The organism is Arcticibacter svalbardensis MN12-7, assembly GCF_000403135.1.
Classification (GTDB): domain Bacteria; phylum Bacteroidota; class Bacteroidia; order Sphingobacteriales; family Sphingobacteriaceae; genus Arcticibacter; species Arcticibacter svalbardensis.
Map to the genome: position 1 here is coordinate 1 of NZ_AQPN01000012.1, position 16,941 is coordinate 16,941.

Genomic DNA, 16,941 nt, shown 5'->3' on the forward strand with positions numbered 1-16,941 from the left:
GTTTAAGCTTATTTTGGAGGTTAAGCTTTCGATAACTTAACATAAAAGTCCCATAGGACGATACCCGCTGATACCACTATATTAAAGGAATGTTTAGTGCCAAATTGAGGGATTTCGATACAGGCATCTATATTGTCCATAACATCTTCAGACACACCATTAACCTCGTTTCCGAATACTAAAGCATAATTTTTATATGCAACAGGACTGTAATCATCTAAATTGATACTATTATTGGCCTGTTCTAATGCAATGATGGTTAGCCCATCAGCTCTGAGTGAGGTAATAGCCTCTAGTGTGGTGTCAAAATGAACCCATTCAACAGATTGAGTCGCTCCCAGTGCCGTTTTCTCAATCTCACGATGAGGAGGCTGACCTGTAATACCACAAAGAACAATTTTTTCTACTGCGAAGGCATCGGAGGTACGAAAAATAGACCCCACATTATGCATACTTCTTACATTATCCAGGACGATGGTAAGAGGTAGTTTCTTTTGTTTTTTAAATTCGTCAACGCTTACCCTGTTGAGTTCATCCAGTTTGAGTTTATGCATCTTTTAATTAAAGTTCAACTACACCAGTTCCAATTTCAGAACTGTAAACGGAAGGTGCGTATCCAATTTTAGCAGCATAATAGTCAATAACTGACTTACTGAAATCTTCAAACTGATTTTTCTTAACCAATGCAATAGCACAACCTCCAAATCCTGCACCAGTCATTCTTGCTCCTGTAACACCCTTATAGGTTTTACAAAAATCAACAATAGTGTCCAGCTCTACTCCCGATACCTCATAAAGAGTTTTTAATGATTCATGCGAAGCATACATCAATACGCCAAACTCATCTAATTTATGAGCGGCCAAGGCTTTAGCTGCATCAATCACACGGTCATTTTCTTCCACAACATGTTTAGCCCTGTTTTGAACAATAGGATTCTTAATCAGGTCCTTGTTTTTATTAAATGTATCGGTATGAATCTCGCATAGATTCCCTATTTTAAGTACGGATTGCAGGGCCTGAAGGGCTTCCTGACATTCACTTACACGTTCATTGTATTTTGACTCTGCCAGTTTGCGTGGTTTATTGGTATTGATAATAGCGAGCAGATGATCAGCAAGATCACATTCTACTGCTTCATAATCCAATGTTTCGCAATCCAACTTCAATGCCTTATTCTTTTCACCAAATGTCACAGCAAATTGATCCATGATGCCTGAATTCACACCAATGAATTCATTCTCTACCTTTTTAGTGATTTTAACTAAATCAAGTTTAGAGTATCCAGCGTTAAAAAGCGTGTTGAGGGCATAAGCCATAACGACTTCAACAGATGCAGATGAAGAAAGACCCGCACCAATAGGTAAATCCCCATAGAATAACAGATCAAGTCCATGAACATTTTTTCCACCTACTAAAAAATTATGAATGACACCTAATGGATAATTATACCATTCTTTTCCTGTTCGTGCATAGTCGTCCTGTAAAGGAATTTCCAGTACATCATCAAAATTAGTACTGTGAAAGCGAAAGATACCCTCTTTATTGGGTGCAGTTAAGAGGTAAGTTCCAAAAGTTACTGCGCAGGGCATAACCAGTCCTCCATTATAATCTATATGTTCACCAATAAGGTTTACACGTCCAGGAGCAAAGAAAGTATTTTGGCTTTGTTGTCCAAATAGTTCAGAAAATTTTAATTTAAGGTTATCTAACATGGCTTTATTAGTGATAATAGCAAATGTAATAATTTACTTGGTTTTAGGAATGATTAGTGTAATTAAAACACTAAGCCTCAGCAACCATTAGCCACATTTAATTGCTGCTTGTCGGGAATAATTAGTATAACAAAATCTGGATAATGATTCGTTTAGCTTTATGCTAAAACCTGAAATTAAAATTCAACTATTTGAGCATAATTTAAAATGCCAAACTAAAATAATAAGCCTGATAGAATCGTTAAATTTATCCCTTCTTATTAGATGAATTACGAACAATCAGAATTGGATCCAGCACAATTTGCTCCGGATGATCCTCCAGGCTATCATCCTTAATCTGTTTTAGGAATAATTTAGCAACCTCTCTTCCCATGGTAAGCGCTTGCTGATCAATTGTGGATAGGTTGGGAGTAACCAGACTTCCAAAAGATTCATTAGCAAAGCCAATCACACCTACTTCCTCCGGAATGTTTACCTTATATTCCAGTAATTGCTGCATGACCCCCATAGCCGTAAAATCTTCTAATGCAAACACTGCGTCAAAGTTTAACCCACTTGCTTTTGCCTCCTGAATAACCTGCTTTCCAAAGGCAAGAGAAAAGTTGCCCCTTATAATAAGGTTTTCATCTATCTTCAGATTATAATGCAATAAAGCATCCATGTATCCACGTAATCGTTCTTTAAATATGGAGATATCCTGCTCATCTGTAATGTGTAAAATGCGTTTATACCCCTGTTTAATCAAATGTTCTGTCGCAATAAATCCACCCTTATAATCATCAATGGTGACAGATGGAACATTTAACTGAGTGGGTATACGGTCAAAAAAGAGTAAAGGAGTTTTACGGGTAATAATTTCCTGATAATGTGCGATCTCAGTGGTCTCCGTAGAGATTGAAGCAATAATACCATCGACTCTGGATTGTAAAAATGTTTCAATTCCATTTTTTTCCTGTTCCAGCTTTTCATTGGATTGATATAATAATATGTTATAGCCGTTAGCATTCATAACCTGCTCAATTCCATATACAACCAAACTAAAAAAGGTAACTTGTAAGCTAGGCACCAGCACACCAATCACGTTGCTCTTTCCTGATCTTAATGAAGAAGCTATTTTGTTTTGCCGGTAATTCAAGCGCTCCGCTGTTTCTCTTACCGCTATTTTAGTTTTAGCACTAATGGCCGGATGATCGTTCAATGCCCGGGCTACAGTAGAAAATGTGATTCCCAGCTCTTTTGCTATATCTAAAATTGTAATTTTTTTCATTTAAACTATTGGCCTATCTGCCGATTTAGTGCCCTTTTTTTTTGTGTGAAAATTTTTATTTTAAGCTATACAATAATTTTGTATGCCATTTTTGTTGATTTTTTTTTCTAATATCAGAATTTATTTCTACAATTGCGCTAACGTTGGCATTGTCAACCACCAATATAAAGAAATGTTATTATTAGGAATCGATGTAGGCACCTCGTCCATTAAAGTTTCGGTAGTGGATCCGGCAACCCAAAAAACAATTAGTTCGGTTCAGTATCCGGAAACGGAGACTGAAATCAACTCCCCGCAACCCGGTTGGGCAGAGCAATCGCCCGAAATGTGGTGGGACCATGTCTCTCAGGCAATCTTAAAGATCAATGCCCTGGGTTCATTCGACCCTAAGGATATCGGGGCGATAGGTATTGCCTACCAGATGCACGGGCTTGTGGTGGTCGATCAACACCAGCAGGTACTCCGCGATTCAATTATTTGGTGTGACAGTCGCGCTGTTGAAATTGGGAATGCCGCTTTTGAAGTGATAGGAGAAGAAAAGAGTCTTTCTCATCTGTTAAATTCCCCTGGAAATTTTACTGCTTCAAAATTAGCATGGGTAAAGGAGAATCAACCGGAGATCTACGCTAAAATTGATAAAGTGATGTTGCCCGGCGATTTCATTTCCATGAAGTTAACAGGAGAAATAACATCCAGTCCTTCCTCTTTATCCGAAGGCATCTTCTGGGATTTTCAAAATGAACAGCTGTCTGAAGATGTTTTAAATTACTTTGGTTTTGATAAAAAACTATTTCCACCAGTGAGACCTGTATTTTCGGAACATGGTTACCTCAAGGAAAGCATTGCAGAACTGTTATCGCTTCGTAAAGGAATTCCTGTAAGTTACAAATCCGGAGATCAGCCCAATAATGCCTTATCTTTAAATGTATTACAGCCTGGAGAAGTAGCCGCTACCGCAGGTACATCTGGTGTGATTTATGGCGTAAGTGATCAGTTGGCCTACGATCCGCAATCACGCGTGAACACCTTTGCGCATGTTAATCATTCTTCAGAAAACAAACGACTTGGCGTCCTTTTATGCATTAATGGCACGGGAATCTTAAACCGTTGGGCAAAGAATACATTTGGTCATGGATTAAGCTATTCGGATATTAATCATAAAGCTGGCGCAATTGCCATAGGATCTGCAGGATTGCGCATCCTCCCTTTTGGCAATGGCGCAGAACGCATGCTTAATAATAAGTTGATAGGGGCACAGTTCCATCATATCGACTTAAACCTGCATACTGCTGATCATATTTTCAGAGCTGTTCAGGAAGGTATTGCATTTGCGTTTCGTTATGGTCTTGATATCATGAGGGAGAATGGCATGTTTCCTACTGTGATCCGTGCCGGAAAAGCAAACCTGTTTCAAAGTGCTCTTTTTACTGAAGCATTTGTCAATTCAACAAATGTTCCCGTAGAGTTATACGATAATGACGGAAGTGTGGGTGCTGCTCTCGGTGCAGGGATAGGAGTAGGGGTCTTTAGCTCCGAAAAAGAAGCCTTTCAAAATAATAAAGCAATTCAACTCATTGAACCGGGTAAGTCGGATTGTTATGAACCTGTTTATCAGGACTGGAAAGAAATACTACAAGAACAATTAATTATAAAATAATATACGATGGGAAATGTAATTACTGGCGAAAAAGAATTCTTCAAAGGAATCGGCCAGATCCAATTCGAAGGTCTGGAATCAGACAATCCTCTTGCATTCAGATGGTACGATGAAAATCGTGTCGTTGCAGGGAAAACACTTAAGGACCACTTTAAATTTGCCTGTTCGTACTGGCATTCCTTTAATGGTACAGGAGCAGATCCCTTTGGTGGTGCTTCACATATCTTTCCATGGGATGAAAAAACAGATGTAATTGAACGTGCTAAAGATAAAATGGACGCAGCATTTGAGTTTATTACCAAGATGAACTTGCCTTATTACTGTTTCCATGATGTAGATTTGGTGGATTATGGTAATGATGTAGTAGAAAACGAACGTCGCCTAGCTGCTATTGTGGAGTATGCCAAAGAAAAACAGGCAGAAAGTGGAGTTAAACTTTTATGGGCAACAGCCAACTTGTTTTCTCACCGCCGTTACATGAATGGGGCCTCTACTAATCCTGATTTTCATGTGCTTGCTCATGGAGCAGCTCAGGTTAAAGCAGCTTTGGATGCTACTATCGCACTTAAAGGCGAGAACTATGTATTCTGGGGTGGCAGAGAAGGATATATGTCCTTACTCAATACCAATATGAAACGCGAACAGGAACATTTGGCTGGTTTCCTTCATGCTGCAAAGGATTACGCACGTGCAAATGGTTTTACAGGTAATTTCTTCATTGAACCAAAACCTTGCGAACCTACTAAACATCAGTATGACTATGATGCAGCAACTGTTTTGGGCTTTCTGCAAAAGTATGATCTGTTGGGCGACTTCAAGATCAACCTTGAAGTTAATCACGCGACTTTAGCTGGCCATACTATGCAACATGAAATGCAGGTTGCTGCAGATGCAGGATTACTTGGTTCGTTGGATGCAAACAGAGGCGATTATCAAAATGGATGGGATACCGATCAGTTCCCAAATAACGCAGGAGAACTTACTGAATGTATGTTGGTCTTTCTTGAAGCTGGTGGATTGAAGGGTGGAGGCGTAAATTTTGACGCTAAGATCAGAAGAAATTCCACAGACAGAGCAGATCTATTCTATGCGCACATTGGCGGTATGGATACTTTTGCACATGCATTGATTGCAGCGGATGCTATTTTACAAAAATCGGATTATAAAAAAGTAAGAGAAGATCGTTATGCATCTTTTGATTCCGGTAAAGGCAAGGCTTATGAAGAAGGTAAGTTAACACTGCAGGATTTGAGAGATTATGCTGTCGAAAATGGCGAGCCTGCTACTATTAGTGGCAAGCAGGAATACATGGAGAATGTCATAAACAGATATGTTTAGGTCATAACCTAATAAAGCAAAATAGCTTATTTCTTTTATCAAAAAAAGGCTGGATCATCAAAGACTCAGCCTTTTTTGTTTATTAGAAACGTCTGAAATGCCAAAGTCATTATACTATCTTTGATGCCCACACATCAAATTAGTGTAAAGGCAAATGATTTACATCCTTCTCAGCATAATCTGCAATATAGTCGTATCCATCCTACTCAAACTAGCCCGGAGATATGAAATTAGCGTCCCTCAGGCTATTGTATGGAATTATGCTGTTGCATCCCTGCTTACCTATGCGTTTTACAAGCCCTCTTTTACTACAATTAACTGGGCTTCAGCTCCAATAGCTGTTTTTATACTACTTGCCATCCTCCTTCCATCCCTTTTTATTATCCTGGGACTTTCGGTGAGGTATACAGGAATCGTTAGGACAGACCTGGCCCAACGACTCTCTTTATTCATTCCTCTGCTCTTTACCTTTCTCATCCTGAATGAACCAGTTTCAATTTTGAAATCTGTTGGCATCAGCATTGGATTTATAGCTATTTTATGCACTATTCCCTGGCATAAAACTCCTCTGAAAAATAAAGGGGCTGTTTTGAACTGGCTTTACCCCCTGTTGGTATTTGTGGGAATGGGTATAATCGATCTATTTTTTAAACAAATAGCCGCATTTACACAACTCCAATATACCACTTCGCTGTTTATTATTTTTCTTTTTGCTTTTGCAATTGCTGTACTTGTTTTGATTATCGCTATTTTATCCGGAAAGACTAAATTCAGGATCATTAACCTGTTTTGTGGGATTATTTTGGGAGTCTTTAACTTTGGTAATATTTTGTTTTATCTGAAGGCACATAGGGATCTGCCAAACAATCCCTCGGTTGTGTTTTCTGCCATGAATATTGGTGTTATAATAGCTGGTGCTCTCATAGGCGTTTATCTTTTTAAAGAAAAACTAAGCAAGATCAACAGAATTGGAATTTTCCTGGCTATCCTGGCTATTTTCATTTTATATCTGGCTAAATAAGCTAATTACCACTAGACTGATATAAAATAGAACTTATGCTAAATCTTTTTTGTAGTTTTAGAATATAAGATTACTACATCATAAATTCCCAAATGCATAATTGTGTTTTAGAAGAACAGGAGTCGAAGAGACTAAAAGCATTAACGAATTACAAAATACTTGATACTGAAAGGGAAATAACCTTCGATTCTATCACGCAGCTTGTTGCCCGGATTTGTCAAAAGCCTATCGTGCTGATTAGTTTAATGGACGCTAACCGTCAATGGTTTAAATCAAAAGTAGGAACTGATCGATGCGAAATGTCAAGGGAACATACTTTTTGCAACTATACCATTCAGAGCGATAATCTTTTAGAGATTCCCGATACCTTTGAAGACAGCCGTTTAACTAAAAATCCATTACTAACCTTACCCGAGCCTATTCGCTTTTATGCTGGGATGCCTTTAAAAACACCTGATGGGTATAGGATAGGAACTCTATGTGTTTTGGATCTGAAACCGGGTAAACTTTCCGATGTTCAGCGCGAAACGATACAAGTCTTTTCCGCAGAGATTATGGTACATCTGGAGTCCGCTAAAAAGAATCGTGAACTGCTACAACTACTGAACGAGGAAAAAGAATTCCAGGTTCTATTTAATAATTCAGGCGATTTACACTGTATTACTAATGAACTAGGACAAATAGAATATATCAATGATTCAGTTAAAGATAGGATAGGCTTTAATGCCACTGAGATCCTAGGTCATACAATTTGGGATTATTGTTTACCAGAAGATATAGAAATCGTACGACCCTTGATAAAAGAAGGGGTGAAAAATGGAAAAACTCATTTCGAAGTCGAAACCAGAGTATTGACTAAAAGTGCTGATGTCCGCAATTACTGCTGGTCTAATGTACTGTTAAACGGAAGGTGGCTTGTCAATGGAAGAGATATTACGGAGCAGAAAAAGACGCTTAAGAGTTTGGAGCAACTTTCCCTTGTAGCGAGTCATATTAATAATGGCGTGGTGATCAATGATAATAATAATAGGGTTATTTGGGTAAATAAAGCGTTTGAAACGATCACCGGTTACCCTGAGAATGAGTTGTTAGGCAAAAGGTTGGGCGATATTTTATCGGGCAAAAAAACAGATTTAAATATTATTAAAAATGCAAGAATGCGGACTTTAGATGGGAAGTCTTATTCTATTGATATTTTGTCTTATCGTAAAGATGGTGAACCAAGGTGGTTCTCAGTAATGAATTCCATTATATTAAATGAAAATGGTAAACCTATCAAAAGTATAGAAATTATAACTGATGTTACTAATCATAAAAACGCGGAAATCGAACTCCAAACCCTTAGTCTGGCAGCAAGTAAGTCAACCGTAGGGATTCTTATCCGTGATAAAGATGATCAGGTAATGTGGGTGAATGAAGCTTTCGAATATACTTTAGGATTTACATTAGCTGAAGTAAAAAACAAAAAGATAGGTAGCCTATTGTTAGGTCCGGAAACAGATATGGAGTTGATTTCGAAAGCAATACTGAGTTTCGATGCTAGAAAACCGTATGAGATCGATAATCTTTTTTATAGAAAAGACGGAAGTAAAATATGGATGTTTATTTCGAATACACCTATATTTAATACGGAAGGAGAATTAGAGCGTCAGTTATGCATTGGCGTTGATATTACAGAAAGGAAAATAGCGGAATCTGAATTGATTAATGCTCGTGAAGAGGCTATTAAATTAGCGAAAGCAAAAGAAGCTTTTCTTTCTGTGATGAGTCATGAAATTCGCACCCCTTTAAATGCGATTATCGGTATGACTCAAATCCTTTTGGAGGATAATCCACAGGAATATCAAGTGGAAAACCTGGAGGTACTTAAGTTTTCATCTGAAAATTTACTCGCTTTAATTAATGATGTGCTTGATTATAACAAACTGGATACAGGCAATGTAGCGCTGGAATCGAGATCTATTGATATTAATAAATTCATTAGTTCTACAATTGAAACGATGTATTTTCGTATAAACAGAAATAATGTTACGCTTAATTATCATATTGATCCACGCATTCCTCAATATGTTCAAGCAGATAAAACCCGCTTATTTCAAGTCTTGATTAACTTGTTAAGCAATGCCATCAAATTCACCGAAAAGGGGGAAATTAGGGTCGATCTTTCTCTGGAGAATGAAGATGAAACAACGGTGTCCATTAAATTCAAGGTATCTGACTCGGGAATAGGAATAAACGAGGACAAACTCAACCTTATCTTTGAGTCCTATGCCCAGGCAAGCTCAGATACCACGCGGAAATATGGAGGTACTGGTTTAGGATTAGCAATAACACGAAAAATTTTACATGTCCATCAGTCAGAAATCTATGTAAAAAGCGAAAAAGATAAGGGCTCCTGCTTTTATTTTACCATAGCTTTTTTACGTTGCGATCGTTGTTCACAAGAGGTTATAGAATCGTTAGAAGAAAAACCACTCCCTTCTCTAGTATTGGTTGTAGATGACAATCCCATCAATAGGATGGTAGTACAAAAGGTGTTGAAAAGATGGGAAATCGTGAGTGAGTTTGCTGAAAATGGACAGGAAGCTTTAGACATGGTTCAACTGAAAGAGTATGATCTGGTATTAATGGATCTTCACATGCCTGTTATGGATGGTTATGATGCTTGTCTTCATATCAGAGCACTGCCCGAAGGAAAATATAAAAAGATTCCTATTATTGCTTTAACAGCGAGTAAGCTGAATATTAACAAAAAAGAGTTAACCGAAAAAGGTATGAATGATTTCGTGTGGAAACCTTTTGTACCTCATGACCTCTTTAATAAAATCAGGCCATTTTTAGAGAAAACGAAGTAGTTTACAGTATATTCTTCAACTCTTTCCACACATTTTCTGCCACTATCTTCTGTCCGGGAGCAGTTGGATGAACACCATCTTTCAGATTGAGCTTTGGAATCCCTGCTACATTCTCCAGTAAAAAAGGAACAAGTAACATGCTATTCTTATCTGCTATAGTTTTAAATACTGCATTGAAATCAGCAGCATAACGTCCTCCCATATTTGGTGGCACTTTCATGCCTAATAAAACTAGTTTGGCATCCGGATATTTCGCTTTAACAGTGTCCACTATGGACTGCAGGTTTTTAATAGTCTCCGTTACAGGCAAGCCCCTCAAACCATCATTTGCTCCTAGTTCAAGCACAAAAACATCCACTTGAGTACGTAAAAGCCATCCAATGCGACCCTTTCCCCCAGCAGTGGTTTCACCACTTAAACCAGCGTTAATAGCTTTGTAATTCAGCTTTAAGGAATCTATTTTTTCTTGTATAAGAGAAGGGAAGGACTCACTTGAAGGATCTTCCAGACCGTAACCGGCAGTAAGACTGTTTCCGAAGAATAATATATTTTTAGTTACTTGTTTATCGGTACTATTATTTTGAGTTGAAGCTTCATTTGCAGCCTTTTTTTGATCCATATTTCTGTTCGTGCAGCTTGTTGCAATTAGAAGAAGAGATAAGTAGAAGAATAGTTTTTTCATAATAATGTCCTAAAGTTAAATAAAAGCTTCATTTTAAACAGGAACATCTATGTTTAGTTTAAATGGCAGAAAATATATTAACAGTTGAACATCTTAGTAAAGTATATAAAGGAGCCGGACAAACCCTTACCGTATTGCACGATGTCAGTTTTTCCGTAGAGCGGGGAGCCACCGTAGCCATTGTAGGGCCTTCCGGAAGTGGAAAGACCACCTTATTAGGATTATGTGCAGGGTTAGATACCTCTACAACAGGTTCTGTGCTGATTAATGATATTCGTATTGATCAGCTAAACGAAGACCAGAAAGCCCAGGTAAGAAGCCAGTATACCGGTTTCATATTTCAAAACTTTCAACTGCTGCCAACATTGACGGTGTTGGAGAATGTGATGGTTCCACTAGAACTCCGGGGCGAAAAGAATATTCGGCCCATCGCGCTCGATCTTCTTGAAAAAGTAGGCCTTTCGGATCGCGGACATCATTATCCAGCCCAACTTTCAGGTGGTGAGCAACAGCGCGTAGCCTTAGCCAGAGCTTTTTCCAATCGCCCACAAATCCTTTTTGCAGATGAACCTACAGGAAATCTTGATTCCGAAACCAGTGAAAAGATCATTAAACTCATCTTTGAACTGAACCGGGAAGCGGGAACTACCTTGATCCTGGTTACCCACGACCTCGAACTTGCTGCAAGAACCCAGCGCATCATCCGGATAAAAGGTGGGGCCATCGTATCCGATCAACCTGTAATTTCTTCCGAAAATAATTCATAAGAGCATGGAAAATCAAACAGCATGGCTCTTTAAAATGGCCTGGCGGGATAGCCGAAGAAGCAGGTCGCGTTTATTTCTCTTTATCTCTTCCATTATCCTGGGTATTGCAGCACTCGTTGCCATTTATTCCTTTGGTGATAATTTAAACAGAGACATTACCATTCAGGCCGCTAGTTTAACAGGTGCCGATCTGATTATTTCTGATAATCAACAGCCTCCAGTGGCAACCGTTACTTACCTTTCTAAACTAGGTGATGCCCGTTCCTCAGAAAAAAGCTTTGCCTCCATGGTGCTTTTTACAAAAAGTGGCACAAGCAGACTGGTACAGGTACGTGCCTTGGAAGGTGGTTTCCCTTATTATGGAGAGATTGAAACAAGTCCCTCCTCTGCAGCTCAATCATTTAAAGAAGGCTCCCGTGCTTTAGTAGATAAAACGCTGATGCTCCAATATGGTGCTGCAAATGGTGATTCAATAAAACTTGGAAACGAAACCTTTGCCATAGCAGGCACCCTGAATGGCGCACCCGGTCAAACCGGTTTTTCATCTGCCATCGCACCCATTATCTATATTCCTTTAGCCACATTGGAAAAAACCGGTTTGCTCCAAAAAGGCAGCAGAATAAACTATACCTACTACTATAAGTATAATAGGCCGGAGCAATTGACAAAGGAACTCAAAACAATCAGGAAGAAAGCAGAAAAGGCATCCATGGAAGTGGAAACCATTGAATCAAGAAAAGAAAATACAGGCGATTCTTTCCGCAACATGACCAAATTCTTGTCATTGGTTGGCTTCGTTGCTCTTTTACTGGGCTGTATTGGTGTGGCTAGTGCTGTTCACATCTACGTGCGCGAAAAGTTAGCATCTGTATCCATTTTACGTTGTCTGGGCGCCACAGCCTCACAAGCTTTCCTGATCTATCTGATCCAGATCGTAGTCATTGGCTTTGTAGGTTCTATCCTTGGTGCTTTACTCGGCACCGTGATCCAGCAAGTCCTACCCATGGTACTAAAAGATTTCCTTCCTTTAGAAATCACTTCACGCATTTCTCCTTTAGCCATCGTGCAGGGGATCGTAACCGGATTAATAGTTTCTTTCCTGTTTTCGCTGTTGCCCTTGCTTGCTGTACGAAAGGTGTCACCCTTAAATACACTTAGGGCAGGCTTAAATGAAGATAAGATAGCTCAGGACCCCTTAAAATGGGTCGTTTATTTAGCGATCATTATTTTTATGGCAGGCTTCAGTTACCTGCAGTTGAGAGAAGTTAAACCAGCCCTCTTTTTTACAGCTGGAATAGTTTTTGCCTTTTTGATCCTGGCAGGTATTGCGCAGCTGCTTATATGGCTCGTGCGCAGGTATTTTCCTGAGTCATGGAGTTACTTATGGCGACAAGGTCTATCTAATTTATTCAGGCCTAACAATCAGACGCTGATTCTGATCGTATGCATCGGATTAGGTACCTCATTTATTGGTACGCTGCTTTTGGTGCAGGATGTACTCATTAAAAAGGTATCCAGTTCATCGAGTGAAAATAAGCCCAATATGGTGCTTTTTGATATTCAAACTTCTCAGAAGGAAGCGGTTGCCAGTCTGGCGAAAAGCTTTAAGCTTCCTGTGATCCAACAAGTTCCTATTGTGACGATGCGCATTGAAGAAATTCGGGGGATTACGGCTGCACAAGCTAAAAAGGACACGACTCTGGATCTTTCCTATCGTTCCTACAATTCGGAAATAAGGGCAACCTTCCGTAAGGATCTGACAACTACGGAGAAAATCACAGCAGGTAAATGGGTGGGTCAGTTTCAGGCAAATGATAAAGAAATCATGGTCTCTCTGGAAGGTAGATATGCAGAAAGGTTACATGTTAAGGTCGGGGATAAAATGGTGTTTAATGTGCAGGGAGCTCCAATTCCTGTCGTAGTGGGAAGTCTAAGGACCGTGGACTGGAATAATATCCAGACCAATTTCAGGGTTGTATTCCCTGCCGGTGTACTGGAAAGTGCCCCCCAGTTTCATGTGTTGATTACCCGCTTAAAGACACCAGAGCAAGCTGCTCTATTCCAACAGGCTGTAATTCGTAATTTCCCTAACGTATCTATCATCGATCTGAACCTGGTATTAAATATTCTGGATGAGATTATGAGTAAGATCGGTTTTGTAATCCGTTTTATGGCTGGTTTTAGTATTATCACTGGCATTGTGGTACTGATCACCTCGGTGTTGATTAGTAAATACCAGCGCTCAAAGGAGGTTGTTTTACTGCGCACATTGGGTGCCAGTAGCAGGCAGATTTTGGTCATCACCGGAATGGAATATTTTTTCCTGGGTGCATTTGCTGCATTTACAGGAATCATATTGTCATTTGCCGCAGCCTGGGCTTTGGCGAAGTATAATTTTGAGACTGATTTTTCACCTCAGTTGATTCCTGTGATCATCCTCTTTTTCTGTGTTTGTTTGTTAACGGTTGGAATTGGTTTATATAATAGCCGGAGCAGTTTGAATGGATCGCCTTTAGAAGTGTTGAGGAAAGAGATATAGGGAGATAGGGATCTGATGATTTTAATCTGTTCCTCTTATAACATAAATGTTATTTGTAGCAAAATAATTCGGGTAAGAATCCGGTAAAAGTCCGACTTAAGGACCCTACAGTCGGACTTATACTGGATTCATACTGCTATCTTATCAATATCATTATATTGTTTTATACTGAAATTACCTTACAAAAATCGGACTGTTAAGCGGCTTTATATTTACAACGATAAAAGTTTGTACGGATATATCTTTACACTTAAAATAAATCATACAGATTTACTTTCCTATGTTTTTCATGTTCTATTTGATCTTTATTGTTTTCTTCTTCATGTTTGGTTTGTGGAGAGGCTAAATGGCAACTTAAATGGGGCCTTAAACATTTGTACCGGGTTATTGCTTTGCAGGTTGCATCAACCAACCGCTTTTGCATAGTAGTCGAAAGAAGTATTTAAGCCGAAGTCGCTTTTAAGTATCCCATTGACCCTTTCGGAAACGGCATTATCGTAGGGAGATCCGCTCTGTGTCATGCTGATCTGTATACGGTGTCTTTGCAAAAGAGACACATAGGCATCACAGCAGTACTGGATTCCCCTGTCAGAATGGTGAATAAGGGATCTATAGAGTTGTGCAATGGCTTTATTAAGTGCAAATACACATCCTGAGGCCTCCATAGTCTGACTTAAATCATGTTTTTATTGTTGTTAAGAACTTTAATATTCTAGTTGATACTTGTATAGCAACAATCGCATCTCACCGCAATTTAAAGTATAGAAGCAGACGAAGAGTCTATAATTTAAATGCTTTATATTATAATTAATCCTCGATTCGCGATTCGCGAATTTATGAGTAAATTTGTTCTATGAAAGCACATAATGGCATGAGGCCACATGATATTGTGGTACTTCTAAAAATTATATCTATCAGAGGTGAGTGGTTGAATAAAGATCTTTCATCGGCATTGCATATTAGTAGCTCAGAAATAAGCGAATCATTGAACAGGTCTAGGATTTCAGGACTGATAAGTCCCGACAAAAAGAAGGTAATGAAATCTGCATTTATCAAATTCATCCAATTTGGGCTAAGATATGTTTTTCCAGTAGAGCCAGGATCAATGGAGAGGGGAATACCCACTGGGCATAGTGCACCTATTTTAAAAGACTATTTTCTGTCAGCAGAGAAATACGTCTGGCCGTCAAGGTTAGGAAAGGAAAAGGGGTTTGTGATACAGCCATTGTACCCCAATCAAGTATTGGCTGCAGGTGATAACGGCCAGCTCTATGACATGCTTGCCCTCATTGATGCAATCAGGGCAGGGAAAACCAGGGAATGTGAAAAGGCAATAGAACTTTTGGAACAAATATTTGATAAGCCATATGCACGAGAATATAATTAGGTTAAAAGCAGTCGCTCTGGCATTGAAGGGCCTTGGACAGGAGTACGTATTTGTGGGAGGCGCAACAGTTTCTCTTTATGCAACTGATCCTGAACTTGCTACAGAAGTAAGACCAACAGATGATGTAGATGTTGTTGTTGAACTTGCAAGTTATGGAGGATATGCAGAACTCGATGAAAAATTACGTGGTATGGGGTTTACTAACGACATTGAATCTGGGGTCATATGCAGGTATACAATACAGGGAATCATTGTAGATGTGATGCCAACTGAACCAAAGGTCATAGGCTTTAGCAACAAATGGTATCCGGAGGGTTTCCAGAGTGCTGTAGAACATCGGTTGGATGATGAAGTAACTATCCGCCGCTTTTCGCTCGTCTATTTTATTGCCACAAAATGGGAGGCATTCAAAGGAAGGGGAAAAAACGATTATAGAACCAGCAAGGACTTTGAGGATTTGGTTTATGTTATGGAAAATGTTAATGATTTTGAAGAACAGATGCAGGAAATTCCAGAACATCTAAAGGGCTATTTACATGAATCGTTTAAAGATGTACTATTTACGGACGCTTTTGAGGAGGGATTATATGCGCATCTAACGGGCGGTTACAGAGGATTAGATGCAAACTACATTGTGCTCCGACTGCAACAAGCGTTTGGAATAGCTTGACAATAGGTCATTATTTTGCCCAGACAAATGGTTAACGAGAAACTATACTTATAAAAAGTATTTAGAATATAATATAAGCAAAGGCTTTCTCAATTGAAAGGGTATTTTTAATCTGCTATATTGTTGCAATACATTCTACATGGTATTAACAACGGTTCTCTTACTAATGAACAGTTTAATATCAGGATGCATTATGATAACAAGGAAGGTTTAAATTGTAATTACTATAAGTACAAGAATACATGTGAACAATGCTGCTCTAGTTTGTAGTTTTTTATTTATAATTCCTAAACTTGGTATGCCATGAATGTATTTAATAAAATCAGTAAAACCGAGGGTGTTCAATTACAAGTACCTGTATTATTTAAAGAAGATAATGAGAATGCAAATAATCATTACGGCATTATTTCAAATAATGAATATATTTTTAAATTTTCATGGAATAGTGACATAGAGCCGATTATAATACAAGTTAGTCAAAATGTTTATAGTATTGGGATAGACCAACATTTTGCAGTAGTAGATTTGAATCACAATACTATTTTGTTAGACCTAAATCTCTTCTACAATTTTTATGATGCAAAAATCTTTAATGATTGGCTTTTTGTAATTACAGAACTTGAAATAATAAAGGTTGATATAAAAACCCTTAAAGTTATCGGTAAATATGCCTTGCCGGATTTCTTCGAGGAAATGGAGTTTAATCACCGAATAATTGAAATAAAATGTTCAGGAGGCGAACATATAATCATCAAATAACCAGCGTCCATTCTAGTGTGGAAGGCTTTTTGGTTGTATCTGCACTCGGTTACCAGAAAACGAGGGTTTCCTAATAATTCATGATACCTTTTGCTGCACACATAAAGGTTGTAAATTTGGAATATAGCGCATTTTTTTATATGAACGCAAATATCGGAAAACAGTCTTTTCTTAGACGCCTCGTTCCCTCTGTCATATAATTAAATCTTTCTTTTTAACATAAAACCAGTTATAAAGAATATATACCTAATATGTGTTTATCTGCAAGTGCCTTAAATTTTTCAAC

Annotated in this window: 14 protein-coding genes; 9 read left to right on the top strand and 5 right to left on the bottom strand. The window is 38.6% G+C overall.

The window, feature by feature from the left end:
• Nucleotides 1-20 precede the first annotated feature (20 nt).
• The 3 genes from ADIARSV_RS01485 to ADIARSV_RS01495 form a co-directional block, all read right to left on the bottom strand.
• Nucleotides 21-554 carry an RNA methyltransferase gene (locus ADIARSV_RS01485; protein WP_016193568.1) on the bottom strand — a complete coding sequence of 178 codons (534 nt, stop codon included), beginning with the start codon at nucleotides 552-554 and terminating at the stop codon, nucleotides 21-23.
• Nucleotides 555-561: 7 nt separating this feature from the next.
• On the bottom strand, nucleotides 562-1,713 hold the full coding sequence (locus ADIARSV_RS01490; protein ID WP_016193569.1) for a galactokinase: 1,152 nt from the start codon (nucleotides 1,711-1,713) through the stop codon (nucleotides 562-564).
• Between the two features lie 247 nt (nucleotides 1,714-1,960).
• Nucleotides 1,961-2,980 (bottom strand): LacI family DNA-binding transcriptional regulator, encoded by a 1,020-nt coding sequence (locus ADIARSV_RS01495; RefSeq protein ID WP_016193570.1) that lies wholly within the window; start codon nucleotides 2,978-2,980, stop codon nucleotides 1,961-1,963.
• Nucleotides 2,981-3,152: 172 nt separating this feature from the next.
• On the opposite strand from ADIARSV_RS01495, the gene ADIARSV_RS01500 reads away from it, so the two are divergent.
• The 4 genes from ADIARSV_RS01500 to ADIARSV_RS20310 all read left to right on the top strand — a co-directional run bounded on the left by ADIARSV_RS01500 (nucleotide 3,153) and on the right by ADIARSV_RS20310 (nucleotide 9,851).
• On the top strand, nucleotides 3,153-4,637 hold the full coding sequence (locus ADIARSV_RS01500; RefSeq protein WP_016193571.1) for a xylulokinase: 1,485 nt from the start codon (nucleotides 3,153-3,155) through the stop codon (nucleotides 4,635-4,637).
• A gap of 6 nt (nucleotides 4,638-4,643) precedes the next feature.
• Nucleotides 4,644-5,975 carry a xylose isomerase gene (gene xylA, locus ADIARSV_RS01505; RefSeq protein WP_016193572.1) on the top strand — a complete coding sequence of 444 codons (1,332 nt, stop codon included), beginning with the start codon at nucleotides 4,644-4,646 and terminating at the stop codon, nucleotides 5,973-5,975.
• A gap of 154 nt (nucleotides 5,976-6,129) precedes the next feature.
• Nucleotides 6,130-6,996, top strand: coding sequence for a DMT family transporter (locus ADIARSV_RS01510; protein ID WP_016193573.1), 867 nt, complete (start codon nucleotides 6,130-6,132; stop codon nucleotides 6,994-6,996).
• A 92-nt stretch (nucleotides 6,997-7,088) separates the two neighbouring features.
• Nucleotides 7,089-9,851 (top strand): PAS domain S-box protein, encoded by a 2,763-nt coding sequence (locus ADIARSV_RS20310; protein WP_016193574.1) that lies wholly within the window; start codon nucleotides 7,089-7,091, stop codon nucleotides 9,849-9,851.
• Between the two features lies 1 nt (nucleotide 9,852).
• Here the strand turns inward: ADIARSV_RS20310 and ADIARSV_RS01520 are convergent, their stop codons facing one another.
• Entirely contained in the window at nucleotides 9,853-10,533 is a 681-nt protein-coding gene (locus ADIARSV_RS01520; RefSeq protein ID WP_040298727.1) for an arylesterase, read from the bottom strand.
• A gap of 62 nt (nucleotides 10,534-10,595) precedes the next feature.
• Between ADIARSV_RS01520 and ADIARSV_RS01525 the strand changes: the two genes are divergently transcribed.
• Entirely contained in the window at nucleotides 10,596-11,300 is a 705-nt protein-coding gene (locus ADIARSV_RS01525) for an ABC transporter ATP-binding protein (protein WP_016193576.1), read from the top strand.
• 4 nt (nucleotides 11,301-11,304) lie between these two features.
• Nucleotides 11,305-13,839: an ABC transporter permease gene (locus ADIARSV_RS01530; RefSeq protein WP_016193577.1), complete on the top strand. Its 2,535-nt coding sequence runs from the start codon at nucleotides 11,305-11,307 to the stop codon at nucleotides 13,837-13,839.
• Between the two features lie 404 nt (nucleotides 13,840-14,243).
• Here ADIARSV_RS01530 and ADIARSV_RS20315 read toward each other — a convergent pair whose 3' ends face one another.
• Nucleotides 14,244-14,504, bottom strand: a complete 261-nt coding sequence (locus tag ADIARSV_RS20315) for a DDE-type integrase/transposase/recombinase (RefSeq protein ID WP_052016923.1) — start codon at nucleotides 14,502-14,504, stop codon at nucleotides 14,244-14,246.
• A 188-nt stretch (nucleotides 14,505-14,692) separates the two neighbouring features.
• On the opposite strand from ADIARSV_RS20315, the gene ADIARSV_RS01540 reads away from it, so the two are divergent.
• The 3 genes from ADIARSV_RS01540 (at nucleotide 14,693) to ADIARSV_RS01550 (ending at nucleotide 16,655) form a co-directional block, all read left to right on the top strand.
• Nucleotides 14,693-15,226 carry a hypothetical protein gene (locus tag ADIARSV_RS01540; RefSeq protein WP_016193580.1) on the top strand — a complete coding sequence of 178 codons (534 nt, stop codon included), beginning with the start codon at nucleotides 14,693-14,695 and terminating at the stop codon, nucleotides 15,224-15,226.
• Complete coding sequence (locus ADIARSV_RS01545; RefSeq protein ID WP_016193581.1) at nucleotides 15,207-15,896, top strand: hypothetical protein; 690 nt, start codon at nucleotides 15,207-15,209, stop codon at nucleotides 15,894-15,896. Before ADIARSV_RS01540 ends, ADIARSV_RS01545 begins: the two co-directional genes overlap by 20 nt.
• A 303-nt stretch (nucleotides 15,897-16,199) precedes the next feature.
• Entirely contained in the window at nucleotides 16,200-16,655 is a 456-nt protein-coding gene (locus ADIARSV_RS01550; RefSeq protein WP_040298729.1) for a hypothetical protein, read from the top strand.
• The last annotated feature ends 286 nt before the right edge of the window (nucleotides 16,656-16,941 follow it).